The 24099-nt window shown below is 51.5% G+C and carries 28 protein-coding genes; 17 read left to right on the top strand and 11 right to left on the bottom strand.

All coding sequences use genetic code 11. The features are described from left to right. Position 1 precedes the first annotated feature (1 nt). The 10 genes from ON072_RS03700 to ON072_RS03655 all read left to right on the top strand — a co-directional run bounded on the left by ON072_RS03700 (position 2) and on the right by ON072_RS03655 (position 8758). Positions 2-634: a ubiquinone biosynthesis accessory factor UbiJ gene (locus ON072_RS03700; RefSeq protein WP_044735309.1), complete on the top strand. Its 633-nt coding sequence runs from the start codon at positions 2-4 to the stop codon at positions 632-634. Beyond that, positions 631-2280, top strand: a complete 1650-nt coding sequence (ubiB, locus tag ON072_RS03695) for a ubiquinone biosynthesis regulatory protein kinase UbiB (RefSeq protein ID WP_107110731.1) — start codon at positions 631-633, stop codon at positions 2278-2280. The genes ON072_RS03700 and ubiB overlap by 4 nt, the downstream gene beginning before the upstream one ends. Positions 2281-2339: 59 nt before the next feature. Beyond that, a complete protein-coding gene (tatA, locus tag ON072_RS03690) occupies positions 2340-2585 on the top strand; it encodes a Sec-independent protein translocase subunit TatA (RefSeq protein WP_044735310.1) in 246 nt (81 codons plus the stop codon). A gap of 6 nt (positions 2586-2591) precedes the next feature. Then, positions 2592-2999, top strand: a complete 408-nt coding sequence (gene tatB / locus ON072_RS03685; RefSeq protein WP_028781365.1) for a Sec-independent protein translocase protein TatB — start codon at positions 2592-2594, stop codon at positions 2997-2999. Between the two features lie 10 nt (positions 3000-3009). Next, positions 3010-3765 carry a twin-arginine translocase subunit TatC gene (gene tatC / locus ON072_RS03680; protein ID WP_025011570.1) on the top strand — a complete coding sequence of 252 codons (756 nt, stop codon included), beginning with the start codon at positions 3010-3012 and terminating at the stop codon, positions 3763-3765. A gap of 48 nt (positions 3766-3813) precedes the next feature. Further along, positions 3814-4317: a hypothetical protein gene (locus ON072_RS03675; RefSeq protein WP_025011569.1), complete on the top strand. Its 504-nt coding sequence runs from the start codon at positions 3814-3816 to the stop codon at positions 4315-4317. Continuing rightward, positions 4314-5117 (top strand): TatD family hydrolase, encoded by an 804-nt coding sequence (locus ON072_RS03670; protein ID WP_261752701.1) that lies wholly within the window; start codon positions 4314-4316, stop codon positions 5115-5117. Before ON072_RS03675 ends, ON072_RS03670 begins: the two co-directional genes overlap by 4 nt. Beyond that, on the top strand, positions 5110-7011 hold the full coding sequence (locus ON072_RS03665) for a sensor domain-containing diguanylate cyclase (RefSeq protein WP_123117031.1): 1902 nt from the start codon (positions 5110-5112) through the stop codon (positions 7009-7011). Before ON072_RS03670 ends, ON072_RS03665 begins: the two co-directional genes overlap by 8 nt. Next, positions 7008-8018: a porphobilinogen synthase gene (gene hemB, locus ON072_RS03660; RefSeq protein ID WP_025011566.1), complete on the top strand. Its 1011-nt coding sequence runs from the start codon at positions 7008-7010 to the stop codon at positions 8016-8018. Before ON072_RS03665 ends, hemB begins: the two co-directional genes overlap by 4 nt. Before the next feature lie 203 nt (positions 8019-8221). After that, entirely contained in the window at positions 8222-8758 is a 537-nt protein-coding gene (locus ON072_RS03655; RefSeq protein ID WP_028781367.1) for a thioredoxin family protein, read from the top strand. A gap of 86 nt (positions 8759-8844) precedes the next feature. Here the strand turns inward: ON072_RS03655 and ON072_RS03650 are convergent, their stop codons facing one another. Together ON072_RS03650 and rhlB are read right to left on the bottom strand one after the other, a co-directional pair. After that, positions 8845-9774, bottom strand: a complete 930-nt coding sequence (locus ON072_RS03650; protein ID WP_025888238.1) for a Ppx/GppA phosphatase family protein — start codon at positions 9772-9774, stop codon at positions 8845-8847. After that, complete coding sequence (rhlB, locus tag ON072_RS03645; protein WP_025011564.1) at positions 9775-11088, bottom strand: ATP-dependent RNA helicase RhlB; 1314 nt, start codon at positions 11086-11088, stop codon at positions 9775-9777. A gap of 153 nt (positions 11089-11241) precedes the next feature. Here rhlB and trxA point away from each other — a divergent pair, with 153 nt between their 5' ends. Further along, entirely contained in the window at positions 11242-11568 is a 327-nt protein-coding gene (trxA, locus tag ON072_RS03640; protein WP_025011563.1) for a thioredoxin TrxA, read from the top strand. A gap of 212 nt (positions 11569-11780) precedes the next feature. Then, positions 11781-13046 (top strand): transcription termination factor Rho, encoded by a 1266-nt coding sequence (rho, locus tag ON072_RS03635; protein ID WP_025011562.1) that lies wholly within the window; start codon positions 11781-11783, stop codon positions 13044-13046. Positions 13047-13111: 65 nt separating this feature from the next. Here rho and ON072_RS03630 read toward each other — a convergent pair whose 3' ends face one another. From ON072_RS03630 to ON072_RS03620, 3 genes are read right to left on the bottom strand one after another with little or no spacing between them, the layout of a single operon-like run. After that, positions 13112-14059, bottom strand: coding sequence for an SPFH domain-containing protein (locus tag ON072_RS03630; protein WP_044735315.1), 948 nt, complete (start codon positions 14057-14059; stop codon positions 13112-13114). After that, the gene (locus ON072_RS03625) at positions 14056-14982 is read right to left on the bottom strand and encodes an SPFH domain-containing protein (RefSeq protein ID WP_025011560.1); all 927 of its coding nucleotides are present in this window, start codon (positions 14980-14982) and stop codon (positions 14056-14058) included. Before ON072_RS03625 ends, ON072_RS03630 begins: the two co-directional genes overlap by 4 nt. A 22-nt stretch (positions 14983-15004) precedes the next feature. Next, a complete protein-coding gene (locus ON072_RS03620; protein ID WP_025888236.1) occupies positions 15005-15466 on the bottom strand; it encodes an NfeD family protein in 462 nt (153 codons plus the stop codon). A gap of 412 nt (positions 15467-15878) precedes the next feature. Between ON072_RS03620 and ON072_RS03615 the strand changes: the two genes are divergently transcribed. Further along, on the top strand, positions 15879-16631 hold the full coding sequence (locus tag ON072_RS03615; RefSeq protein WP_144190976.1) for an outer membrane protein OmpK: 753 nt from the start codon (positions 15879-15881) through the stop codon (positions 16629-16631). A 59-nt stretch (positions 16632-16690) separates the two neighbouring features. Here ON072_RS03615 and udp read toward each other — a convergent pair whose 3' ends face one another. Then, positions 16691-17449, bottom strand: a complete 759-nt coding sequence (gene udp / locus ON072_RS03610; protein WP_025011557.1) for a uridine phosphorylase — start codon at positions 17447-17449, stop codon at positions 16691-16693. 307 nt (positions 17450-17756) lie between these two features. Between udp and ON072_RS03605 the strand changes: the two genes are divergently transcribed. Continuing rightward, positions 17757-17969 carry a YdcH family protein gene (locus ON072_RS03605; RefSeq protein ID WP_025011556.1) on the top strand — a complete coding sequence of 71 codons (213 nt, stop codon included), beginning with the start codon at positions 17757-17759 and terminating at the stop codon, positions 17967-17969. Between the two features lie 73 nt (positions 17970-18042). Here the strand turns inward: ON072_RS03605 and ON072_RS03600 are convergent, their stop codons facing one another. Then, positions 18043-19218 carry a type III PLP-dependent enzyme gene (locus tag ON072_RS03600; protein ID WP_044735318.1) on the bottom strand — a complete coding sequence of 392 codons (1176 nt, stop codon included), beginning with the start codon at positions 19216-19218 and terminating at the stop codon, positions 18043-18045. Between the two features lie 420 nt (positions 19219-19638). Here ON072_RS03600 and ygiD point away from each other — a divergent pair, with 420 nt between their 5' ends. Beyond that, positions 19639-20418, top strand: coding sequence for a 4,5-DOPA-extradiol-dioxygenase (gene ygiD / locus ON072_RS03595; RefSeq protein WP_107005214.1), 780 nt, complete (start codon positions 19639-19641; stop codon positions 20416-20418). 19 nt (positions 20419-20437) lie between these two features. Here ygiD and ON072_RS03590 read toward each other — a convergent pair whose 3' ends face one another. Continuing rightward, on the bottom strand, positions 20438-20929 hold the full coding sequence (locus ON072_RS03590; protein WP_107005215.1) for a hypothetical protein: 492 nt from the start codon (positions 20927-20929) through the stop codon (positions 20438-20440). A gap of 123 nt (positions 20930-21052) precedes the next feature. Here ON072_RS03590 and ON072_RS03585 point away from each other — a divergent pair, with 123 nt between their 5' ends. Then, positions 21053-21898, top strand: a complete 846-nt coding sequence (locus ON072_RS03585; RefSeq protein WP_261752702.1) for a mechanosensitive ion channel family protein — start codon at positions 21053-21055, stop codon at positions 21896-21898. Here the strand turns inward: ON072_RS03585 and ON072_RS03580 are convergent, their stop codons facing one another. After that, positions 21899-22777 (bottom strand): radical SAM protein, encoded by an 879-nt coding sequence (locus ON072_RS03580; RefSeq protein WP_261752703.1) that lies wholly within the window; start codon positions 22775-22777, stop codon positions 21899-21901. Between the two features lie 206 nt (positions 22778-22983). On the opposite strand from ON072_RS03580, the gene ON072_RS03575 reads away from it, so the two are divergent. Beyond that, positions 22984-23235 (top strand): hypothetical protein, encoded by a 252-nt coding sequence (locus ON072_RS03575; protein ID WP_025888228.1) that lies wholly within the window; start codon positions 22984-22986, stop codon positions 23233-23235. Between the two features lie 58 nt (positions 23236-23293). On the opposite strand, the gene ON072_RS03570 is transcribed toward ON072_RS03575, so the two are convergent. Both ON072_RS03570 and ON072_RS03565 read right to left on the bottom strand, forming a co-directional pair. Continuing rightward, complete coding sequence (locus ON072_RS03570; protein ID WP_025011549.1) at positions 23294-23611, bottom strand: putative quinol monooxygenase; 318 nt, start codon at positions 23609-23611, stop codon at positions 23294-23296. After that, complete coding sequence (locus tag ON072_RS03565; RefSeq protein WP_261752704.1) at positions 23612-24079, bottom strand: GNAT family N-acetyltransferase; 468 nt, start codon at positions 24077-24079, stop codon at positions 23612-23614. Between the last annotated feature and the right edge of the window lie 20 nt (positions 24080-24099).

Genomic DNA, 24099 nt, shown 5'->3' with positions numbered 1-24099 from the left:
GATGAATGAGCTGAGCCTGACATCCCAGTGGCGGCTGCTGTGCTGCGCCGCTCTGGAGATGGCGCTAGAGAAAGTCACCGACCAAGCCGAGGGCGAATATGCCCGGTTGAAATCGCTGCACGGTAAAGTCCTGTGTCTGCAACTCAGTCAACTGAACTGGCCGCTTTATTTAGTGTTTGCCAAGAAAATTCAGGTGCTTTCCAGCTATGAAGGTGAGGCAGCGGTTACCGTCAAGGCCGATGCCACCACCCTCTACCGCCTGGGCGAAGGCGAAAGCCTCACCGAGCTTATCAAACAAGATAAGCTGGTAATCGAAGGGGAACTCGCCTTGCTGCAAACATTCAGCCATTTTCTGCAGCAGGTCAGGTTTGACTTTGCCGAGCCTTTGTCCCGGTATCTGGGCGATGCCCCGACTCATATATTGTTAAGTGGTCTGCAGCGAGCCAAGGCAGATTTAAGCCGGGTTTTTAACAAGACCCAATCCCATCTGGCGCAATTAACCACCGAAGAGTACAGATTAGCCCCTCATCGGCTTGAATTTATTCACCATTGCGACAAAATTGACGAGCTTGCGGCCGCCACGGACGCTCTGGAACAACGACTCGCCAATTTGAAGGACAAGAAAAGCCCATGAGTTTCGCCAGTATCAAGAGAGGATATCAGGTTATCAGCATTGCCCTGCATTATGGTTTGGACGAGCTGTTGCCGAAAAAGTTGACCCCTTGGTACTTCAAACTCTGGCGCCGCAGTCTGTTCTGGCTGCGTAACAAACATAAATCCAAGGCCGGTGGTGAACGGCTGAAACTGGCCATGCAAGAGTTGGGGCCGGTTTATATCAAGTTCGGCCAGATGCTCTCCACCCGTCGCGATCTGCTCAGCGATGAATGGGCCCATGAATTGGCCATGTTGCAGGACAGAGTCCCGCCATTTGACTCCAAGCTGGCGCGGGAAGCCATTGAAGCCGAACTAAAGACCCCCATAGAAACCCTGTTTGACGACTTTGACGATACCCCGCTGGCCTCGGCATCTATTTCCCAAGTGCACACGGCAACACTCAAGTCCAACGGCAAGCCTGTGGTTCTCAAGGTATTACGCCCCAATGTAGAGCAAAACATTCTCGCCGACCTGCAGCTGATGAGCCAGAGTGCCAATCTGCTGGAAACCATTCTCGGCCCGGATAATCGCCTGCGCCCGGCCGAAGTGGTGGAAGACTACCGCACTACCATTCTGGGAGAGCTCAACCTTAAACTGGAAGCGCTCAACACGGTCAAGCTGCGCAACAATTTTATCGACTCCAACGCCCTCTATATTCCCTATGTTTATGAAGAGCTGTGCTATCCAAGGCTGATGGTGATGGAGCGCATCGAGGGGATCCCGGTTTCGGACGTTGCCGCGCTCAAGGCCCAGGGTACCAACCTCAAGCTACTGGCCGAGCGTGGGGTGGAACTCTTCTTTACCCAGGTATTTCGCGATAACTTTTTCCACGCCGATATGCACCCGGGCAACATCTTTATTTCCCGCGAGCATCCGGAAGATCCTTTCTATATTGGTCTGGACTGCGGCATCATGGGAACGCTCAACGACACGGATAAACGCTATCTGGCGGAAAACTTCCTTGCCTTCTTCAATCGTGATTACCGCCGTATCGCCCAGCTGTATGTGGAATCCGGTTGGGTTTCGGCCGATACCGACATTCAGGCCTTCGAGCAAGCAGTCAAAGTGGTGTGTGAACCTATGTTCAACAAGCCGCTGGACGAGATTTCCTTCGGCCATGTGCTGCTGGAACTGTTCCGTACCGCCCGCCGCTTCCACATAGTGGTACAGCCACAGTTGGTCTTGCTGGAAAAGACCTTGCTCTATATCGAAGGCTTGGGACGTCAGCTCTATCCTCAGTTGGATCTGTGGCAAACGGCCAAGCCTTTCCTCGAACAGTGGATGGCCGAACAGGTCGGTCCAAAGGCAATGTTCAAAAAAGTGCAAACACAATTGCCCTTCTGGTCTGATAAACTTCCAGAGTTTCCGGAGCTGATATATGACAATCTGAAGCTGGGGCGAAATCTCCTTGGAGCTCAGCAGCAGATGTTGGACAAATATCTGAAGCACCAGCAGAAAGCGCACAAGAGCAATTATTTGTTAATCACATCCGCAATTTTGTTGATCTGTGGCACGATTTCACTCAGTCAGGACGCTACACTGTGGCCTTCCTATGTCAGTATGGGAGCCGGAGCAATCCTGTGGTTTATTGGATGGCGATCCAGGCCCAAAATTAAGAAATTTTAATTAGTACATTTTAATTAAAGGTTCATAATTGAACCAAGATTATCTAAGAGGAAACCTTCATGGGTGGTATCAGTATTTGGCAACTTCTCATCATCGCGTTAATTGTAGTGCTGCTGTTCGGCACCAAGAAGCTGCGTTCACTGGGCGGCGACCTCGGCGGAGCAGTCAAGGGATTCAAGAACGCCATGTCCAGTGACGAAGACAAGAAGGCCATCGAGGACACTTCTGCACAGAACACTCAGGCAGACCCCAAAGCACAGGCGGCTGATAAGAAGCCAGAGTCCAAGGACAAAGAACAGGCGTAATTCCCTATGTTCGATGGTATCGGCTTTATGGAGCTGCTGCTCATCGGGGTATTGGGGCTGGTCGTTCTCGGCCCCGAACGTCTCCCGGTAGCGGTACGTTCAATTACCGGTTGGATCCGTGCCATGAAACGCATGGCCAATTCGGTCAAAGATGAACTTGAGCAGGAGCTCAAGATCGAGCAGTTACATGCAGACCTGAAGAAGGCCGAGAGCAAGGGCCTCAGCAATCTGTCTCCCGAACTGCAGGAGTCTATCGACCAACTGAGAGAGGCGGCCCAATCGGTCAACCGTCCCTATCAGGTTGAAGACAGCAAATCTCCAGCCCAGGAAGCACCCAAGGCAGAAGCCGCTGTCGAGGAGAAGACACCTGCCACCGAGACGGCTCCCAAGCCGACAGGTACTGACACTAAATAATGGGTAAAGCATGTCGCAACAGCAGCCATTAATCAGCCACTTGCTGGAACTGCGCACTAAACTGCTCAGAGCTATAGCAAGTGTGCTCATCGTGTTTATCGCCCTGGTTTACTGGGCAAACGACATCTATCACTACATGGCGATCCCATTGATGCAGTCACTGCCGGATACCGGCAGCATGATTGCAACGGATGTGGCCGCACCGTTTTTCGCTCCCTTTAAACTGACGCTGGTACTGTCTTTTTTCATTGCTGTGCCCTATGTGCTGTATCAGATCTGGTCCTTTGTTGCGCCCGGACTGTATAAACATGAAAAACGTCTGGTAGTCCCGCTATTGTTCAGCAGTACTCTGCTGTTTTATTTGGGGATCGCCTTTGCCTACTATGTGGTGTTCCCGGTTGTATTCGGCTTCTTTACCAGTGTGGCTCCGGAAGGGGTTCAGGTTGCGACCGATATCAGCAGTTATTTGAGCTTTATTCTGAAGCTGTTCTTTGCCTTTGGTTTGGCATTCGAGATCCCGGTCGCCGTGATTTTGCTGTGCTGGGCCGGTGTCACCACTCCGGAAGACCTAAGAGCCAAACGCCCCTATATCGTTGTCGGCGCTTTTGTGGTGGGTATGTTACTGACACCTCCGGATGTTATCTCTCAGACTATGCTGGCCGTGCCAATGCTGTTATTGTTTGAGGGCGGACTCTTGGCTGCCCGTTTTTACAGCAAGGCTTCGGATGAATCAGACGAGGACGAGACCGAAGAAAAACAAGCATAATCAGCGGGCAGCAAGGGTAAAAACAAGAATAAAAGAAGGATGATATTCATGCGTTTAACCTGGATTGCTGCCTCTACTGCTGCACTGCTTTGTTTTCAGGCTCAGGCCGGAATAGAACAGCAATTGGCTCAGTGTGCCTCCCTATCTGACAAGCTTGACCGGCTCATCTGTTACGATGAGCTGGCTGCCAAAGTCACCCATGCAAAAGTCACCCCTACAGAGGCTGCAGTGGTTGCCGCTGCGCCTGTGGCCAAGAGTGTCCAGGCCGATCCTGTGGCCGACTTCGGTGCCGACAACCTGGAATCCACTATCCAGGCCAGCAAGAAAAACGAAGTTGCGAAGATTTTCCTGACCATCAGCGAGGTCGGTAAAGACCCCTATGGTGCCCTCAAGATCAGCTTCAGTAACGGTCAGGTTTGGAAACAGACCGACAGCCGCAATTTCCGCCTGGAATCCGGGCAGAAAGTTTATATCGAAAAAGCCGCCTTAGGCTCATTCCTGTTGGGAACTGAAGGGCGCAATAGCACTATCAGGGTCAAGCGTCTGCAGTGAATCAATACCTGGATATCGCTGTCAATCTGATTGGCAGCCACCTGGAACAAAATCTCAATCGAGTTATCAATGAAGCGGCGGACCAGGGTGTTTCGCCGCTCATCCTTATTGGCAGCCATCTGGATGAAAGCCGAAATTGCATCCAGGTTTGCCGACAATACCCCAAAAAAATCTACACCACAGCTGGTGTCCACCCCCATCATGCCAGCCAGTGGCAGACGGAGAGCGCCGCCGAACTGAGGCAACTGGCCAGGCAACCTGGAGTCGTTGCCATAGGGGAATGCGGCCTGGACTACAACAGGGACTTTTCGCCGCGCCGGCAGCAGCGCCAGGCTTTTGAGGCCCAGTTGACACTGGCGGCAGAACTGCAATACCCGGTACTGATGCACCAGCGCGATGCCCATGATGACTTTTTGGCTATTTTGGATGACTATCTGGAAGCACTACCGGCGGCGCTACTGCACTGCTTTACCGACGGTCCCAAACAGGCCGAAGACTATATTGCCAGAGATCTGTACCTGGGCGTGACAGGTTGGGTTTGTGATGAACGCCGGGGGAAGGACTTGGTAAACGCCCTGTCCTTGATCCCGGATAACAGATTATTGCTGGAAACCGACAGTCCCTATCTACTGCCACGCAGCATGAGACCCAAGCCCAAATCCGGCCGCAATGAGCCCAAATATCTGCCTTATATCGCCCAGGCTGTCGCCGACATCCGCGGTCAGTCGCTGGACAGTCTTGCACACCAGTGCTATAGCAACAGCTTGCGTTTCTTTAAGCTGGAGAGCACCCATGGCTAATGCTTACTCTGTACTGCTGCTCTTCTGTAGTTTGCTGTCTCTGGCGGTTAACGCCGAGCCCAGCGTCGAAGTTTCAGCCTCAAAGGGGCTGGATTCGGACTTGCGCCCCAGTGCCCGAGTAACAGAGCAAGGCCCAGATAGTCGCCTCAGCCAGGTGCTCAACCTGCCGGATTCGGCCTGGCACCCAGCGAATGACTACAGCTTTGTCGACATGGGAACCGATGGCCTCTGGTTCAACTTTAGCCTCTACGCCGATGAACCCGGCAGTTTCAACAGAATATTGGCCTTCAATAACCCCAGTATGGACAGGCTGGAGGTTTACCACTACGTCAATGGTCGTCTCAAACGTCAGTTGACTCTGGGAGATACCCAACCCTTTGGCCACAGAAGCATATTGAGTACCGACTTCCTCTACGCCTTTGACATCAGGCAGCAGGAACAGCACCAATTTTGGTTGAAGCTGACCACGGCCGGCAGCAGCTATCTGCCTATTCACCTCTGGGAGCCATACGCGCTACTGCAAAGCCATGAAACCCGCAATATGCTCAATGGCATACAGTTAGGCGCCCTGGCCGCTATAGGCTTGTTTGCACTGTTCATTGCAGTGACTACCCGCTCCTTCAGTTACAGCTATTACGCCGGTTATGTGCTCACAATGACCCTATTGGTTGCCTGCATCAATGGCACGGCATTTCGCTACCTATGGCCCAATGTGCCACAGTTGCAACAGTATGTGATCCCTTTGTTGGTTCCTCTGGTTATCGCCTTTGGGATCCTCTTTACCGAGAAGGTATTACAGCTCAAATATCACAGCATTCGCATGTTGAGGGCCTGTCGCTACACGGCGGCCTGCGCCATACTGCTGATGTTCGCGACTGTGCTTATCGATTATGCACTCGCCATCTATATTGAGATAATCTCAGTGATGTCAGTGAGTTTAATGTTGCTGATTTTCAGTATCCTGCAAGCGATGCGTGGCAATAAACTCGCCAAGCTCTACACCGTCTCCTGGAGTGGAATGACGCTGGGGATCTTCGTCTCCTGTCTCATGTATCTGGGTCTTATCAAACTGCCCTTGATGCCACAAACGCCAGTGTTATTGGGGCTCACTTTCGAGGTAGTGTTTATGGCAGCGGTGCTGGCAATACGCTACAACGATGAGCGCAAGGCCAAGCAAAGAATTCAGCAGGAAGCCCTGAAACAGGCAGAGCGGATCCGCGAAGCCAGGGAAGAAACCCTGAGGATGGAAGCCGAGAGCAACGAAAAGCTGGAGCGTATGGTGCAAGAGCGTACTCTGGAGCTGGAAATCGCGCTCAGAGAGCTGAACGAAGCCAACCAGAAGCTCACCGAGCAGGCCACAATAGACAGCCTTACCGGAGTTAAAAATCGTTCTACCTTCGACAAGCGTCTGCAGGCCGAAGGGCGGATCAGCCGCCGGCAACAGACGCCGCTGGCACTGCTGATGCTGGACATAGACAGGTTCAAGACCATTAACGACAAGCATGGCCATCTGGCCGGCGATCAAACCCTTAAGAGTATTGCCGATACCCTCAAGAATATCCTCAGGCGTCCAAGTGATCTGGTATCACGTTTTGGCGGTGAGGAGTTTGCTATTATATTGCCCAATACTGATACTAGCGGGGCCTTGAGAGTGGCAGAACAGATACGTCACGCCATCTCGGCCTTGGATGTCAGTTGGGATAAACAGACTATCCCTCTGACGGCAAGTATCGGCGTCAGCGTCGCCATCATAGAGTCGGACATGCACATCACCCAGTTGCTGGAGCAAGCCGACAAGGCGCTGTATCGTGCCAAGAATTCAGGCAGGGATCGGGTCTACGCCTTCGATCCCGAGCAAGATACCCTTTCAGATCCAGCCAGGAGCCCAAAGTGAACATAATTACCAGTGCCTACCCACAGCGTCGTATGCGCCGTATGCGCAAGCATGAGTTCAGCCGCCGCCTGATGGCTGAAAACCAGTTGACGGTCAATGATCTCATCTACCCCATGTTTGTGCTCGAAGGCAACAAACGTACCGAGTCGGTGGCCTCTATGCCAGGCGTTGAGCGTTACAGCATAGATCTGCTGCTCAAGGAAGCCGAAGAGCTGGTAGAGCTGGGGATCCCCTTGATTGCCCTATTCCCCGTCACGCCGGCGGAGAAAAAGTCCCTGATGGCCGAAGAAGCCTACAATCCCGATGGTTTAGTGCAAAGAGCCGTGCGTGAGCTCAAGGCAGAGTTCCCTCAGCTGGGCGTGATGACAGATGTCGCGCTGGACCCCTACACCACTCATGGACAGGACGGCATCATCGATGAGACCGGTTATATTATCAATGACGTCACCACTGAAATTCTGGTGAAGCAGGCGCTGTCCCACGCCGCTGCCGGTGCCGATATGGTGGCTCCTTCAGACATGATGGATGGTCGCATCGGCGCCATACGTCAGGCACTCGAAGCCGCCGGTCATGTCAACACCCAGATCATGGCCTACAGCGCCAAGTATTCTTCTAACTATTATGGCCCCTTCCGCGATGCTGTCGGCTCTGCCGGCAACCTCAAAGGCGGCAACAAACACAGTTATCAAATGGATCCGGCCAACTCGGACGAAGCACTTCATGAAGTCGCCCTGGATATCCAGGAAGGTGCCGATATGGTAATGGTGAAGCCAGGCATGCCTTATCTGGATATAGTGCGCAGAGTCAAAACCGAGCTGGGTGTGCCGACTTTTGCCTATCAGGTCAGCGGTGAATACGCCATGCATATGGCAGCAATTCAAAACGGCTGGCTGGCAGAAAAAGCCATAGTGATGGAATCTCTGTTGTGCTTCAAACGCGCAGGCGCCGATGGCATTCTCACTTACTTTGCCAAGCAAGCCGCCCAATGGCTGAAAGACGCCAAGTAAATTGAACTCCAAAGCCGCCTTCAAGGCGGCTTTTTTGTATTTGCCCCATTCCCGGCATGAGTTAATTCCCCCGCTGACTCCCCTGTTGGTTCAGATCAAAATTATTTAGTGATCTTGCTAACATACATAGTGTTTGTCTCTTTGCCATATCCCTCACCAATGGTTGAATCAGGGTATGGAGTCACCCCACCCGAGGTAGTATGATGCACCAGAATGTAAAAGCGTTACTCGCCACCACCGCGTTATTCTTCAGTTGCCAGGTTATGGCCAATGGCGGTTGTGGTTTCGAAGACAAACAGGAAGGCTTTATCGCCACCTGCAGCGAGGAGAAACAGGAAGTGATCTTAACGGGCGCAGTCGAAGCGCAGAAACTGGTGACAGAATTACCCGAATTCAGCAGTGGCTACCAGAGTTATCAGGTAGAGACAGATGCCTTGGCCCCAATAAAAGCCGTCGATAAAGCTACAGAAATTGTAGTCATCATAGGTACCTGGTGCCCGGACTGCCACAGAGAAACACCACGCTTTATCCGTATCATGGAGCAAGTGGCCAACCCTAATATCCAGGTGCGTTATATCGGGGTAGATCGCCAGAAAAAGGATCCGGAGGGCCTGGCCGCCCAATATGACTTCCAGCGGATCCCAACCTTTATTGTGCTTCAGGATGGCAAAGAGATTGGCCGTATCGTTGAACGCCCGGAAGTCTCTCTGGAGCAGGATCTGGCCAAGATCCTCAAGTAATCTTTCAAGCCACTATGCCGGGTAACCTATGGTGCTCTCGGGCCGTAGCAGCCAAAAATGAGAAAAGGACCTGATGAAGGTCCTTTTTACTGTGCCGGTGCTAAAGACTGCCTTTTGGCCAACATCTGCAACACCCCTTCGCGCAAAGCGCCGCCGGATAAATGCAGGCGTTCAATACCCAGCAGTTCAAACAGCGCCAGCAGAATAGCGATACCAGATGCAAAGGTCGGTGCCCGCTCGGGACACAGGCCGCTGATCCCATTCAGAGTCAGGCTCTCCTGAGCCAACAACTCCTGCTTCAGTGATTCCAACACCGTCAGGGTCAGAGTTTCCGATTCCTGCCTGTGTTGCAACACTTCAACCACTGACTGCACTGCTCCGGAAGCACCGACCACCGAATGCCAGCCCAGCGCTTTCAAAGTCGATTTGTGTTCAGCCAAGGTCTGATCCACCCTGTCTCGCACATCGTCAAAGTCCAGCGGTTGCAGGGGAGCTGAGGTGAAAAAGCATTGATTGTAGGTGACACAGCCTATGGGCAGGCTGGTTTTAAACAGCACCTTTTCACCGTCACCCACAATAAACTCGGTACTGGCGCCACCTATATCTATCACCAGGCGTCGCCCTTCACCATGAGTGGTCGCCACCATGCCTTGATAGATAAGTTCGGCTTCGCGCATACCACAGATGATCTCTATCGGGTGACCTAATATTTGCAAAGCACGACGATTGAATTCATCGGCATTGCTGATACAGCGAAGGGTTGCGGTAGCAATGACGGCCACATTGGCATCATCGACTTGATGCTCCACGAGCATATTGGCGAACATGGCTAGGCAATCGAGGCCACGTTCGAATGCCGCCAGGTTGAGACTGCCATCGGCCTCGATTCCCTCGGCCAATCTCACCTTACGTTTGTATTTGGCGAGAACCTTGGGCTGGCCGCCGACAGTACGGGCAACCAGCATATTGAAGCTATTGGAGCCAAGGGTTATGGCTGCGTAGGCGGGTTTCGGCATTCAGGAATGTCTGCGGGTCCTGTCGTGACGAGGCGGACGACCGCCGCTACGATGGGCTCCCTGAGGACGTCCCTGGCCGCGATCACGGGTATTACGTGGTCCGGCATGCTTACGATGAATACGAACCGGTGCTGGAATATCATCGAGCAAAGCTTCGGCATCGTAAGAGGTTACCGGAATCGAGTGCTTGATATAGTCTTCGATAGCCGGCAGGTTGAGGGCGTATTCTTCACAGGCAAAGCTGACTGAAACCCCTTTGGCACCGGCACGGCCGGTACGACCGATACGGTGAACATAGTCTTCACAGTCATCAGGCAGGTCGAAGTTATAGACATGGGACACATCAGAAATATGCAGGCCACGGGCCGCTACGTCTGTGGCAACCAAAATATCCAGATCACCCTTGGTGAACAGCTCCAGGATCTTAAGACGTTTCTTCTGCGGCACATCACCGGTCAGCAGACCGACTCTGTGACCATCACCTTCGAGCCAGCCCCAGAGGTTCTCACACTGATGCTTGGTGTTGGCAAAGACTATCGCCTTATCCGGCCAATCTTCCTCTATCAGGGTAAGCAGCAGTGGGATCTTGTCCTTCATCGAAGGATAGAACAGCTCTTCCTTGATGTTTTTTGAGGTCTTCTCTTCCGGTGCAATTTCGACTTTGACCGGATCATTCATATGATCATAAGCCAGCTCCTGCACCTTCATCGACAGGGTTGCCGAGAACAGCATGTTGAGCCTGTCTTTGGCATCCGGCATGCGGCGGAACAGGAAGCGAATGTCCTTGATAAAGCCCAGATCGAACATGCGATCCGCTTCATCCAACACTACGGCCTGAATGGCGCTGAGGTTGATAACCCCTTGACGCACGTAATCTATGATGCGTCCTGTAGTACCAATCAGGATATCCACGCCCTTGTCCAGCACCTTGCGCTGGGCATCATAGCCTTCGCCGCCATAGACAATCCCCACCTTGAGTTTGGTGTGTTTGGACAGCAAGGTGGCATCTTTGGCTATCTGAATCGCCAATTCCCGGGTTGGTGCCATGATGATGGCTCTGGGCTGATTAAGTTGGCGTTCTGCGGGGATGTCGGTGGAAAGTAAGTGGTTAAAAGTTGCTACCAGAAAGGCCAGGGTCTTGCCCGTACCTGTCTGCGCCTGACCGGCGATATCTTTACCCTGCAAAAGTACCGGCAGGGAAAGCGCCTGAATAGGCGTACAATATTCGAAACCGTTTTCTGCAAGTGCCTGAATTACTTCAGGATGGAGTGGCAGTTCGGCAAATTTTTGTTGGGATAAATGTGTTTCGCTCATAGCGCAAGCATACCAGTTAGGGTTGCAATAAGATACTCGATCGTTTGAAATAGCGACAAGAAAAAAACGGTGACTTGAATTGCCGTTAATCCAACCCAATATACAGGTTAAGCCATTAACAGACCAGCAATGGCAACCCAACTGGAGAACATCATGAGCGATAAAATTGTATACCTGAGCGACGACAGCTTTGAAAATGACGTCCTGAAATCAGAACTGCCTGTATTGGTAGACTTCTGGGCCGAGTGGTGTGGCCCATGCAAGATGATCGCTCCAATCCTGGACGATGTTGCCGAAGAATACGCCGGCAAACTGACCATCGCCAAATTGAACATAGATCAGAACAACGCTTCACCTGTTAAATACGGTGTTCGCAGTATCCCTACTCTGCTGTTGTTCAAAAACGGTGAACTGGTTGCCAATCAGGTTGGCGCCCTGTCCAAGACTCAGTTGAAAGAGTTCATCGACGCCCAGATTTGATCACTCAAATCAAATAAGTGACACCCGGCACGCCCCGAAATAAAAATGTGCCGGGTTCAGTTAAACTTCTGGACGCCCTGTCCTGATAGTGCTACTTTAATAACCAGATTCTTTCTACTAACCCACTTCTCGCTGTTCAATCAACATCCATCAAGTCCAATTTGAGAGATTGAGCGCGTAAGCTTTGTCGCGTGAAACAAGACCCACCAAAAATGAATTTAACTGAATTAAAAAACAAGTCTATTGCAGACTTAGTCGCACTGGCCGAAGAAATGAAGCTGGAGAATATGGCTCGTGCCCGCAAGCAGGATATCATCTTCTCTATATTGAAAGCCCACGCCAAGAGTGGTGAAGACATCTTCGGTGGAGGCGTTCTGGAGATACTTCAGGATGGTTTTGGTTTCCTGCGCAGTGCCGATGGTTCGTATCTGGCCGGTCCCGATGATATTTATGTCTCTCCAAGCCAGATCCGTCGTTTCAACATGCGAACGGGTGACACTATTTTTGGCAAGATACGTCCCCCCAAAGAAGGCGAACGCTATTTTGCTCTGCTGAAAGTCAACGAAGTTAACTTCGACAAGCCTGAAAACTCCCGCAACAAGATCCTGTTTGAAAACCTTACCCCACTGCATGCAGAAGAACGTCTGCGTATGGAACGCGGGAATGGTTCCACCGAAGATATCACCGCCCGAATTCTGGACCTCTGCTCACCCGTGGGTAAGGGCCAACGAGGTCTGATTGTTGCGCCACCCAAAGCCGGTAAGACTCTGCTGCTGCAGAATATTGCCCAGTCCATCACCTACAACAACCCTGAAGTGGTGTTGATGGTGCTGCTGATCGACGAACGTCCTGAAGAAGTGACTGAAATGCAGCGTCTGGTTCAGGGCGAAGTGATCGCTTCCACCTTCGATGAGCCTGCAAGCCGTCACGTACAAGTTGCAGAGATGGTTATCGAAAAGGCCAAGCGCCTGGTTGAGCACAAGAAAGACGTAGTGATTCTGCTGGACTCTATCACCCGTCTGGCTCGTGCTTACAACACAGTTGTGCCTTCATCAGGCAAGGTACTGACAGGTGGTGTAGATGCCAACGCACTGCACAGACCCAAGCGTTTCTTCGGTGCAGCCCGTAATATCGAAAATGGCGGCAGTCTGACCATTATCGCCACTGCGCTTATCGATACCGGCTCCAAGATGGACGAAGTAATTTACGAAGAGTTCAAGGGTACAGGTAACCAGGAACTGCATCTGTCACGCAAGGCCGCCGAGAAGCGGGTGTTCCCTGCCATTGACTTCAACCGCAGTGGTACCCGCCGTGAAGAGAAACTGACTACACCGGATGAGCTGCAGAAGATGTGGATCCTGCGTAAGATCCTCAATCCTATGGATGAAGTCAGCGCGATGGAATTCTTGATCGATAAGCTGGCAATGACCAAGACCAATGAAGAGTTCTTCACTGCGATGAAACGCACCAAGTCTTGATCGACTGACTAGTAAACCATAAAAAAAGCCGCTCCAAGAGCGGCTTTTTTGATCCAATTAGCTTATCAAGCGTCAGGAGCCTTCTCTTCCGTCAGCCCAATTGAGGCCATCCAGGATTCAAAGTCCACCATATTCCCCGGCAGGACTATCTTGCTGCCAGGCTTACTCAGACCGCTGAGCTGCGCCAGATACTGCTCACCCAGTTGCATCCGCAGCGCGTTTTTGCCACCGGGCGCAGCGATAACTTCGGCCAACTTCTCTATCGAATCTGCAGTAGCACGGGCAATCGCCAGTATCTCCTCAGCCTTACCTTCGGCCTCGTTGATTCGGCGTTGCATCTCACCCTCTGAGTGGTTGATCATCTCCTGCTTCAAACCCTCGGAACGATTGATCTTACTCTGCTTATCACCTTCACTCTTGGCCAGCAATGCCCGGCGTTCACGCTCGGCATTGACCTGCATCTCCATGGCATTTTTCACGGTTTCCGGCGGCGTAATATTCTTGATCTCATATCTATGCACCCGAATCCCCCAGGTGGCACCGGCCTGATCCAGTACCTCTACCACCTTGGCACTAATCAAGTCGCGCTCTTCAAAGGTGCGGTCCAGCTCCAGAGTGCCTATCACAGAGCGGGTGGTTGTCTGCGCCAGTTGAATGGCCGCATAACGGTAATCGGTTACCCCGTAACTGGCCTTGACCGGATCCACCACAGAAATATAGATAACCCCATCCACCTCGACATTCACCTCGTCGCTGGAGAAGCACTCCTGAGGCGGCACATCTATGGTTTCTTCTTTCAGGTCATGGATATAGGCGACCTTATCGATAAAAGGCAACAAAGCGTGGAAGCCGGCATCCAGAGTCATATGGTATTTACCCAAACGCTCCACGATATAGGCAGATTTAGTTGGCACCAAGCGAATCGACTGAAACAGCTTGACGATAAAGATCAGGAAGATAAGCCCCCAGATCCCCAGTACTATCATGTCGGTATCTATCTGTCCCAGATTCATTTGCGCGCTCCTTTGCTACCGGCAGCAGTATTGCTGACTTGCTGAATACCCTCGAAAAAACCTTCCATCTTTGCCAGTTCAGTAGGAACCACAGAGATATCTGCCTTCTGCAATATCTCACCGACCTGTTCGATAAACTGTTCCTTCAGCTGCATGTTCATCGCCTCGTTGCCGCCGTTGACCGCCAGCGCCTTGGCAACCATGGCCATACTCTCGGCCTGGGCGTTGGCAACAATCGCAATCTCCTGCGCCGTACCCTGAGCCTCGTTGATGCGCTTCTGCTTCTGGCCCTCTGAGATGTTAATCGCTTCCTGACGCTCACCCTGAGACAGGTTGATCATCGCCTCTTTCTCGGCGCTGGCCAGGGTGATTTCGGCGCGCTTGCGACGCTCGGCTTCCATCTGCTTCTCCAGGGTGTGGATCACATGCCTGGATGGGCTGATATTTTTGATCTCATATCTGAGCATTTTGATCCCCCAGGGATCGGACGCCTTGTCGATTTCGCGGACAATCGCCTCGTTGAGCGCATCACGCTCGGAAAAGGTCTGGCTCAGAGTCAGTTTACCTATCTCGGAACGCATTGTGGTTTGTGCCAGGTTTACCGCCGCCAGACGATAGTCTTCAATACCATAGCTGGCCAGCTTGCCGTCCATCACCTTGAGATAAACCAGGCCGTCGACTTCCAGCTGGATATTGTCCTTGGAAATACAGCTCTGCGGCGGTACATCAAGCACCTGCTCACGGGTATCGTGTCGATAAGCGACTCGATCGAAGAAGGGAATTAAAAAGTGAAAGCCCGGCTGTAGTACAGTACGGAATTTCCCCAGACGCTCAATGACATGCACCTCACGCATGGGCACAATCAACATCAGCTTATAGAGAATGAACAGAACAAAAAGTATAAAAATGGTAAATGCAAACATAGAGTCCTTCCTGCTTGATTGATTATTCAGAGTCGTCGAGTGGTTCCACTACCAGAGCAATATTATCGCGACAGATGACCTTCACTCTGGTGCCGACCGGGATCTCCGAGCCGTCTCCCAGTGCGGGCCAATCCGCCCCCTGAAATTCGATGCGACCGGTTTTTTCACCCGGCCCAATGGTTTCCTTGACCCGGGCCGGCAGATTAAACAGATCCAGCTCCTCGTCGGTATTGCCAACGTGAGAGTCGCCTCCCACCAAACGTTGAGTCAGTTGCCTGAAGCTCAACAGCAAGACGATTGAGGAGATAAACCACAGGGTCAGGCTTTGTGCCCAGCCCTCGACCAAACCCACCCAGATAGCCCCGGCTACCAATAAACAGGCTGCACCGAGAAATACCACTATCCCGCCAGGCAGTATCAGTTCAGCCAGCATCAGCACTATACCGATTAAGGCCCAATAAAGCATGGGATCCGAAGACGCCATATATCCCTCCCCCCAGAAATCAAGTGTCCATCTTGGCACTATATCAGCAGTTGCATCCCTTGGCGACATAATATGTCAACTTGAATCAATTGATACCTTCAGGATTCGCTGACCAAATGACTTTCAGCTCACAAAATTCAACTTTTCTTTACATCTTTGTGAGTCAAAGCTGTTGGAAATTATTTGATTTACCTTTCCAATCAATTGAATTAAATCAAAAAATGTAATTATTCAACGACCGTTTCAACAGGTTAAAAAAGCTTTGAGTCCGACGCCGTTTTTCCCTATATTGCCATGGCTTTTTGACCGGCAATCGAATCACAGAATTCAGCCTTGGTAAAACGTTTTGCCAACAGATAGCCGCCGGCACAACAGCAAACTGCTTCTGACTCTACCAAAGGGATACTCTAAGATGAAAAAAATCTGCCTGTGCGCAGCTCTGTTGTTCTCACCTCAAGCATTCAGCGAACCTCTGGTGCAATGGTGGGATGTCAATATCACTGCGCTCTATGGCCAGGATTACGACCTGGCACCATCGGATAAGCAAACCACTTTTACCCTGGAAACCGCCGGCGGTTGGAAATACGGCGATTGGTTTGTGTTTCAAGACTTTATCAATTTCAACGGCCACAATGGCGGTAAGGACAGCACCACCTATGGCGAGATCTCTACTCGCTTCAGCGCCGGTAAAATTCTCGGCAAACCTGTGGGCTTTGGCCCAGTGACGGACCTGTCACTGGCGCTGACACTCGAAGAGGGCGAAGGCCCGGTGGAAACACTGCTCTACGGTATAGGTATGGACCTCAAGCTGCCCTACTTCACCTATTTCCAGCTGAACACCTATCGCCGTGATGCCCAAAACAGCGCCAATATCAGCGATGGCTGGCAGTTGACTCCTGTGTTCCGCATCGACATTCCCGTGGGCAACAGCAAGATTGTCTTCGATGGCTTTATCGACTGGGTATTTGCCGCCGAAGAAGACGGCTATAAAGAAAATATCCATATCAACCCCCAGATCAAATACGACCTGGGCGCAGTGCTTTTTGGCGAAGCCAAGAAGGATAAGTTTCTGGTAGGTATCGAGTATGATTACTGGCAGAACAAGTATGGTGTGGACGGTGTCGACCAGAACACCTATTCGGTGATAGCTCAATATCATTTCTGAGCCGGGTCATGGTTCATTAAAAAGGCGCTCAGTGAGCGCCTTTTCCATTTTTTACCTAATCAGGCCAGCAGTTTTCTGGCGGCGTTGACCACAATGGAAACCGCACTGACTTCAGTTTGTTTCATGGTTGCCTCATTGGGGATCTCTTGCTGGGTACGGTTGACAATCACACCGGCGACACAAGCGGCGCGCCAGCCTTGAGAGGCACACATGGTGAACAGAGTCGCAGACTCCATTTCATAATTGAGTACGCCCATTTCCTGCCACTCTTTCATTGAACCGGCAAAACGGCGGGTTACCCGGCCGCTAACGGTATCATAGCGTTCCTGACCCGGGTAGAAGGTATCAGATGATGCAGTAACCCCAATGTGTGGTTCAATACCGGCATCACGACAGGCGGCAACCATGGCAGTGGTACATTCGAAGTTAGCCACCGCAGGGAACTCCATTGGCGCAAAGTGCAAACTGGCACCATCGAGACGTACAGAAGCCTGAGTCACAATCACATCACCCACATTCACGTGAGGCTGAATTGCACCTGTGGTACCGACACGCAGGAAAGTATTAACTCCCAGTTGCGCCAATTCTTCCACCGCGATGGAAGTCGAAGGACCACCGATACCGGTAGAGCAAATCACTACCGGCTTACCATCAAGATAAGCCAGATAGCTGGTGTACTCACGATGGCTGGCCAGGAAAGTCGGCTTGTCCATCAGTTCAGCGATACGTTTAACTCGTTCAGGATCGCCAGGCACGATAGCCAGTGTGGCGCCATCCAACATCTGCTTGGTCAAACCCAAGTGAAATACATCAGCCATAGTGAAAACCCCTTTCAATTTTGATTATAAAATTCGTCTTACCGAGACTCTATCCCAGTATGGAAGCGGATAAGATTAACTTGATCACAGATTTTACGGCAATAATTAAATAATCAGCCGTAACAGAGTTACCAAGTTTGCTACGATTGTCTGACTGGTTTTACAACAGATTGTTCGAAAGCATAGCAGTAAAAGGCCTCACTCACCTCCACCAAACGGTTAATCTTTCCATTGATCAAGGTCACATATTCGTCATCCCAAACAGGTTAGGGTTAACAATAATCCCCAAGCCAACAGGAGTGCGCCAATGTTTCCGGAATACCGCGATCTGATCACCAATCTCAAGAGCAGCGATAGCCATTTTCAGAAGCTTTTTGATGAACACAATCTGCTGGATAAAGAGATAAAGAATAAGGAGCAGCAGCTTTCCAGTGAATATACCCAAGAAGTCAAAGAGATGAAAAAGCGCAAACTGGAGCTGAAAGAACAGCTGTACGACATTCTCAAAGCTAACGGTTAATCCAAAACAGACAGGGCGCCACTTGGCGCCCTGTTTAAATCAATCTCAGCAAAAACCTCACTCTTGGCCGAGATTATAAATAGTAGTCTTGCAAGGGTGGGAAACCATTGAAGCACACCGCCGAATATGTGGTGGTATAAGCGCCTGTGGTTAACCAATAGAGCCTGTCACCTATGGCCAGATCCTCTGGCAAACCGTAACTGTACTGTTCATACATAATATCGGCGCTATCACAGGTAGGCCCGGCAATGACGCAAGGTTGCAGCTCCCCTTGAGCCTCAGTGTAAATCGGAAACTTAATCGCTTCGTCCATAGTCTCAATCAACCCGGAAAACTTACCGACATCGGTAAATACCCAGCGCTCCAGTGCCGTGTTGGACTTGCGGCTGATCAATACCACCTCAGAGACCAGCACACCGGCATTGGCAATCAAGGAGCGCCCGGGTTCCAGCACTATCTTGGGCAACTGCTCACCAAAATCCTCTTTGAGGAAGTGAATGATCTGCTCGGCGTAAGTGGTGAGACTATTGGTCCTGTCGATATAGTTGGCCGGAAAGCCGCCGCCCATATTGATCATCTCCAGCACTATGCCATGTTCCTCTTTGAGCCTGTCAAAGATCACCTTAACCTTACCGATTGCCGCATCCCAAGCCCCTATGTCCCGCTGCTGTGAACCCACGTGGAACGACAAGCCGTAGGGCTTTAACCCCAACTCCTTGGCCAGCACCAAAAGCTCATAGGCCATCTCGTTCTGACAGCCGAACTTACGCGACAACGGCCAATCGGCGGTTTCTGTACCTTCGGTAAGGATCCGCACATAGACCTTGGCCCCAGGGGCTTCTTCGGCAATCATCCGCAGATCGGCCTCTGAGTCGGAGGCAAACATAGTCACGCCACGCTGGTAGAAGGCTCTGACATCCTTGCGTTTTTTAATGGTGTTGCCATAGCTTATCCGCTCAGGGGAAACACCCAACTCCATCACCATATCCAGCTCATAGATGGAAGCTATGTCAAAATTGGCTCCCTTATCACGCAGCAAGCTGAGGATCTCAGGTGCCGGGTTGGCCTTCACTGCATAATAAACGCTGGCAAAGGGAAAGCTCTGCACCATATCATCATACTGTTTCGCGATGATCTTGGTATCTATCACCACAAAAGGTGTCACCTTATCACTGGCAAAAGCTTTGATACGCTCAAAGGTTTCATTGTCATAGTAATCAGCAACATCAATAGATTGAAATTGGCTCATTGGCCCTGTGTCTCCTCGACATTCAAGTGCGGCGAACAGCCTCGCCGAAGCGGGTTAAAATCCAGCGCAGTAAACGCTATTTCCGCCCCTCACGCAATGAATTTTTATACATTAAAATCAATTTTTTATTCCGAAAATTCAAGCCGTAGCAACTATAAAATAAAAGCATTAAGAATCATGCAATTACTACTTTCCCCCTCAAATACAAACCATGATTGCTACTCGCTTGAAGGCGCTTCAAAGCAAACGGCTACAGGAACTACCTAAAGCATAGCGGCAAGCAAGAGAGCAGGGGATATTCGATTTAATGGAAGAGTATGGCGAGTATTTTGCGATTATTTTCAATCGAGCATCCGGGTAAGCTGAATGCAGATATGTCAGGAACTGCATACTGCATCCTACCACTGATTTGGAGACTCTATGTCCGCGACACAGATAATGCCGGCGCTGTTTCTGGGCCATGGCAGCCCGATGAACGCCTTGCAAAACAACACCACCACAAAGCAGTGGCAAGAGCTGGGACAAACACTCCCCAGGCCCAGAGCGATATTGTTAATTTCGGCCCATTGGCTGACACGGGGCACCGCAATTTCCACTGCAAGTCGGCCGCAAACCATACATGATTTCGGCGGTTTTCCCGCCGAGCTCTTTGCCATGCAGTACCCGGCCGCCGGCGCGCCGGAGTTGGCGGAGCAAATTGCTGCCAGTCTGAGCATTCCTGTCACTCGTATCGACTCGCAAGGGTTGGATCATGGCAGTTGGTCGGCCTTGGTTCACCTTTATCCCGAGGCCGATATTCCGGTATTTCAATTGAGTCTGGATCAAAACCTCAGAGCGCAGCAGCAGTTCCAGGTTGGACGCGAGTTAAGGCGCTGGCGCGAGCAAGGCGTACTGATCATAGGTTCAGGCAATGTGGTCCACAATCTACGCGCCTTGGCACCAGGCAGCCCACCATTGCCTTGGGCATCCCGGTTTAATCAGGCGGTTGCCGAGGGTTTAATAGCTGAAGAAGATCCGGCGCTGCTGGACTACAAAACCTTGGTCGATGTCAAGACGGCCGAGCTGTGTCATCCAACAGATGAGCATCTGCAGCCACTGTTTTATTTGTTGGGAAGCGCCTTCCCGGGAGAGCGCAGGCTGCTGTTCAACAACAGCCTGGAGATGGGGGCTATCAGTATGTTGAGTCTGCAGCTAGGCTGAGGCTTGAGCTGCGAAGGGCTCAGTCTTGCAGCCCGGCGTCTTTGAGAGCCTGCTTCAGGGCTTCGGCGTCATCAAAGTATTGCAGTTTGGTGATGGTCAACTGGTCCAGAGAGATCAGGCTGGCGGCATCCTTGGCCGCGGGCAGTAATTTGCTGATCTCACCCTCTTTGTCCAGGGCAATACTGAAACTCAGATCCCGCATCTGTGGGATGGCAACAAATTTGGCAATCAAGGATGGCATACCGCTGATATCGGCCAGATAAAAGATACCCGCCTGCTGCAACGCCTGGTTATCGCGGCCTTCGAGTGCGGTTTTGATGATCTCACCACCTTTCATGCTGCGGCCAAACAATAGATACTTGGCTGAAGTGTCCAACACCATGGCGGCTTCATGCTGATCCTGCAGTGAAATCGGTTTCAGCGTGTCACCCACGGCATATTCGGAAGCCTGGATCATAGGGCTAACCAGCATGGTCAGACACAGAGAGAGCAGTATTGCAAAAGACCTCATATAGTTCCCTTTTAATTTGCCACAACAAAGAGGCAGAATACCCTGTTATTGAATACAAGTGAGTGACATGACTCAGGAATATTGTTTCCATATCTTGCGGCATTTCAGGAAAGGAGCCAAGCAATGAAGAATACCGGGTTGGAGCTGGAGTTGGCACAGCTGCAAAATGTCTATGATCTGATAACCGAGTTTTTGGTGAAATACAGCTTCCAACTCTTGGGAGCACTGATCATCTTTCTGCTGGGACTGTGGCTGGCCGCCAAGGTAGCCAACACAGTCAGCCGCCAGTTGGAAAAACACAATGTCGACGTCACTCTGGCCACTTTTGTCACTCATTTGGTGCGGATACTGATCATCATAATGATTGCCATCATCGCCTTGGGCAAACTGGGGATCAGCGTCACCCCCATGGTGGCAGCCATAGGTGCCGCGTCACTGGGCGCCGGTTTGGCAATTCAGGGCATGCTGTCCAACTATGCCGCCGGGGTGACCATTATAGTCACCCGTCCCTTTATCGTGGGCAATACCATCACGGTCAAAGGAGTCACAGGCCTGGTGAAGGATATTCGCCTGGGGCTGACCATACTCACCAACGAGGAGGGCGAGCAGATCAGTATTCCCAACAAACACATTATCGGCGAGATACTGCACAACTCCTTTGCCAACAAATTGGTAGAAACCCACTTCAACATCGACTATAAAGCCGATCCCCAGCAGGCGATAGCCATAGCTCAGGCGGTGCTCGGCAGCCATCCCAGTGTCGATGCCAACTCCCCATCACAGGTGGGTATCAATGGTTTCAACAGCACAGGCATAGATATAGGTGTGCGCTATTGGGTCCCAACTGCCAGCTATTTTCAGGATAAGTACCAAATAAATCTGCAAATCTGGCAAGGTCTGCAACAAGCAGGGATCCAGATCCCTTGCCCGGCACGGGACATAAGGATCACGAAGCGGCAAGAGGACTGATCACAAGCCTCTTTGCCACTCGGCTCGCAGGGCGAAGCGTCCTGCGAGCGCCTCCTCAACCGTCGCCAACAATCTGGCCTTGTCCCGGCCAAGTATGCCTTTCAACACCAAGTAATTGGAAGCATGATCCGAGCGGAAAATGGTCTGCTCTAACTCCAGCGCCTGCAGCAAATAACGCATCTCCTGCAACAGTTGTCTTTGGTCCGGCATTTGAAAGTCGCCATCAAACGCACTATCCATTCTTTCCTTGCCAAGTGGCAGAGTCACCACCAGGGTGCTGAGATAATCCGGCTGCGCCGCATTCATCAGCCGCGCCGAATTAAGTGCGTGTTGCTTCGATAAATCCACGCCACCCAGACCACTGAGTATCATCACAGATGACTTTATTCCGGCGGCACGAATTTTCTCCAGCGCTGCCAATGAGGAGGCGTAACTCTCTCCCTTGCCGATACGATTCAGCACCTGATCATCGCCACTCTCACAACCGACATACAGCAAGGACAACTTGAGTTGCCGCAGCCGCTGCAACTGCTCCACACTCTTGTTGTCTAGGTTGCGCGGCAAACAATAGCTACTGATGCGACTGACATTGGGCAAGTAGTGATGAATCAGCTCACAAATCTGTTCCAGCCTGGCAAACGGCAACGTCATGGCATCACCATCGGCCAGAAACACCCGGCTCACCTCGACGCCGGAGGCCGCAACCCGGCGCAGGTCTACTTCCACCTTTTCCAACTTGAACGCCCTGAAGCGCTTCTGCTCCTGGGTATACATGTCACAAAAGGCGCAGCGATTCCAGCTGCAACCATTGGTCACCTGCAGTATGAGAGATTTCCACTCCGATGGCGGCCGAAACACAGGTTCAATATATGACAACATGCTGCTCCTTGTTTATGACTCAATCGATTTTGCCCCTGTTACCGGAGGCGGCAGACTTAAGCCTTGAGGTTAACTCCGAAGCACTAATTTGCATATTTTTTGCCCAAAGTCATATTTTACCCCGTGCAAGCCTGTTATATTAGCCGAATACGTAACAACTGCAGCGCCTTATAGTCCGCGAGTGCCAACCTGGGGTAAGAGTCACTATGATCGCCACACAAGTACCTGACAGACGAAAGCCGGATGCCGAGCAGGTCAGCAATAGCATTCATTGGCATGCCATGACTGCCGAGCAACAACTCGCCTTTTATCGCTTACAGGGATATGGTTATCGCTTGCTGTTTGTACGTAACCTGCTCAGTGGCCCTTTGGCCATCATAGCCCAGCATGCGCAGCTGGCGACCATCTCCTCGGCAGGTGAGCTGGATCTGCAGCCGGACATTCGCCTCCGAGCCTGAAAAATGCCCCTAATGGGGCATTTTTAGTTGCAGCTGTTTTCAACTCATACCAGAAATATCAGACGATGATTTCCTGATAAGTCTCTACATGATGGGACTCTACCAGCTCAGGCATCTGCTGATGGAAATAGTGCTGGATGGCGTCTTTGGCGCAGTGCTGGTCGAAAGATTCGATGTCGACAAACTTCTCAACGAAAGTGATCCTGCGCGGCTCATCGCGACTCTGATTCAATTCGTAGCGAATGCAGCCATCCTCCTTGCGGGTGTCCGGGATCAGCGCTCCCAGAGCCTCAATCAAGGCCTGCTCTTTACCCGGCTTGGCCAGAAAGCTGGCCACACAAACGATTTGACGCTGGTTTATACGATATAACGACATTCAAGTGTCCTTCTTTTGAGAGTGCAACAACATATCCAGATGGGGAATGCCATCTTCCAGATAGACCTCTGAAACCGCTTCAAACCCCAAACTCTGATAAAACGCCCGCAGATACTCCTGCGCACCAATCTTGATATTTTCAGCGGGCCACAGCTTATGGCAGCCGCCAATCGCTTCCTGCATCAGCTGTCTGGCACGGCCACCACCTCGGGCCTTGGCCGCAACGGCCACCCGGCCGATACTAACCTGGGAATAACTGACCCCGGCAGGCAGCAGCCTGGCATAGGCCAACAGCTCCCCGGAACTGCTGCGGCCAAGCAGGTGCATGGCCCCAGCCGCTCTGTCTTTTTCATCCAACTCTGGGTAGGGACAATTTTGCTCTACCACAAAGATATCCACCCTGAGTTTCATCAATTCATAGAGGGTGTCCAAGGTTAACTCAGCAAAGGGTAATAATTGCCACTGCACGGATAGTACTCTGTTATTTA

It is taken from the genome of Shewanella sp. K8, assembly GCF_028823715.1.
Classification (GTDB): Bacteria; Pseudomonadota; Gammaproteobacteria; order Enterobacterales; family Shewanellaceae; genus Shewanella; species Shewanella algae.
This window is presented reverse-complemented; position numbering and strand designations above follow the sequence as displayed.

Excerpts from the sequence above, each read along its gene's own strand:
- ON072_RS03655 (WP_028781367.1), top strand. The coding sequence starts at position 8,222 with ATGCACCAGAATGTAAAAGCGTTACTCGCCACCACCGCGTTATTCTTC.
- ON072_RS03600 (WP_044735318.1), bottom strand. The coding sequence starts at position 19,218 with ATGAGCCAATTTCAATCTATTGATGTTGCTGATTACTATGACAATGAA.
- ygiD (WP_107005214.1), top strand. The coding sequence starts at position 19,639 with ATGTCCGCGACACAGATAATGCCGGCGCTGTTTCTGGGCCATGGCAGC.
- ON072_RS03650 (WP_025888238.1), bottom strand. The coding sequence starts at position 9,774 with ATGCCGAAACCCGCCTACGCAGCCATAACCCTTGGCTCCAATAGCTTC.
- ubiB (WP_107110731.1), top strand. The coding sequence starts at position 631 with ATGAGTTTCGCCAGTATCAAGAGAGGATATCAGGTTATCAGCATTGCC.
- ON072_RS03675 (WP_025011569.1), top strand. The coding sequence starts at position 3,814 with ATGCGTTTAACCTGGATTGCTGCCTCTACTGCTGCACTGCTTTGTTTT.
- ON072_RS03700 (WP_044735309.1), top strand. The coding sequence starts at position 2 with ATGAATGAGCTGAGCCTGACATCCCAGTGGCGGCTGCTGTGCTGCGCC.
- tatC (WP_025011570.1), top strand. The coding sequence starts at position 3,010 with ATGTCGCAACAGCAGCCATTAATCAGCCACTTGCTGGAACTGCGCACT.
- ON072_RS03570 (WP_025011549.1), bottom strand. The coding sequence starts at position 23,611 with ATGTCGTTATATCGTATAAACCAGCGTCAAATCGTTTGTGTGGCCAGC.
- udp (WP_025011557.1), bottom strand. The coding sequence starts at position 17,449 with ATGGCTGATGTATTTCACTTGGGTTTGACCAAGCAGATGTTGGATGGC.
- rho (WP_025011562.1), top strand. The coding sequence starts at position 11,781 with ATGAATTTAACTGAATTAAAAAACAAGTCTATTGCAGACTTAGTCGCA.
- tatB (WP_028781365.1), top strand. The coding sequence starts at position 2,592 with ATGTTCGATGGTATCGGCTTTATGGAGCTGCTGCTCATCGGGGTATTG.
- ON072_RS03615 (WP_144190976.1), top strand. The coding sequence starts at position 15,879 with ATGAAAAAAATCTGCCTGTGCGCAGCTCTGTTGTTCTCACCTCAAGCA.
- ON072_RS03630 (WP_044735315.1), bottom strand. The coding sequence starts at position 14,059 with ATGAATCTGGGACAGATAGATACCGACATGATAGTACTGGGGATCTGG.
- ON072_RS03620 (WP_025888236.1), bottom strand. The coding sequence starts at position 15,466 with ATGGCGTCTTCGGATCCCATGCTTTATTGGGCCTTAATCGGTATAGTG.
- ON072_RS03625 (WP_025011560.1), bottom strand. The coding sequence starts at position 14,982 with ATGTTTGCATTTACCATTTTTATACTTTTTGTTCTGTTCATTCTCTAT.
- ON072_RS03580 (WP_261752703.1), bottom strand. The coding sequence starts at position 22,777 with ATGTTGTCATATATTGAACCTGTGTTTCGGCCGCCATCGGAGTGGAAA.
- trxA (WP_025011563.1), top strand. The coding sequence starts at position 11,242 with ATGAGCGATAAAATTGTATACCTGAGCGACGACAGCTTTGAAAATGAC.
- rhlB (WP_025011564.1), bottom strand. The coding sequence starts at position 11,088 with ATGAGCGAAACACATTTATCCCAACAAAAATTTGCCGAACTGCCACTC.
- ON072_RS03605 (WP_025011556.1), top strand. The coding sequence starts at position 17,757 with ATGTTTCCGGAATACCGCGATCTGATCACCAATCTCAAGAGCAGCGAT.
- ON072_RS03590 (WP_107005215.1), bottom strand. The coding sequence starts at position 20,929 with ATGAGGTCTTTTGCAATACTGCTCTCTCTGTGTCTGACCATGCTGGTT.
- ON072_RS03585 (WP_261752702.1), top strand. The coding sequence starts at position 21,053 with ATGAAGAATACCGGGTTGGAGCTGGAGTTGGCACAGCTGCAAAATGTC.
- ON072_RS03575 (WP_025888228.1), top strand. The coding sequence starts at position 22,984 with ATGATCGCCACACAAGTACCTGACAGACGAAAGCCGGATGCCGAGCAG.
- tatA (WP_044735310.1), top strand. The coding sequence starts at position 2,340 with ATGGGTGGTATCAGTATTTGGCAACTTCTCATCATCGCGTTAATTGTA.
- ON072_RS03665 (WP_123117031.1), top strand. The coding sequence starts at position 5,110 with ATGGCTAATGCTTACTCTGTACTGCTGCTCTTCTGTAGTTTGCTGTCT.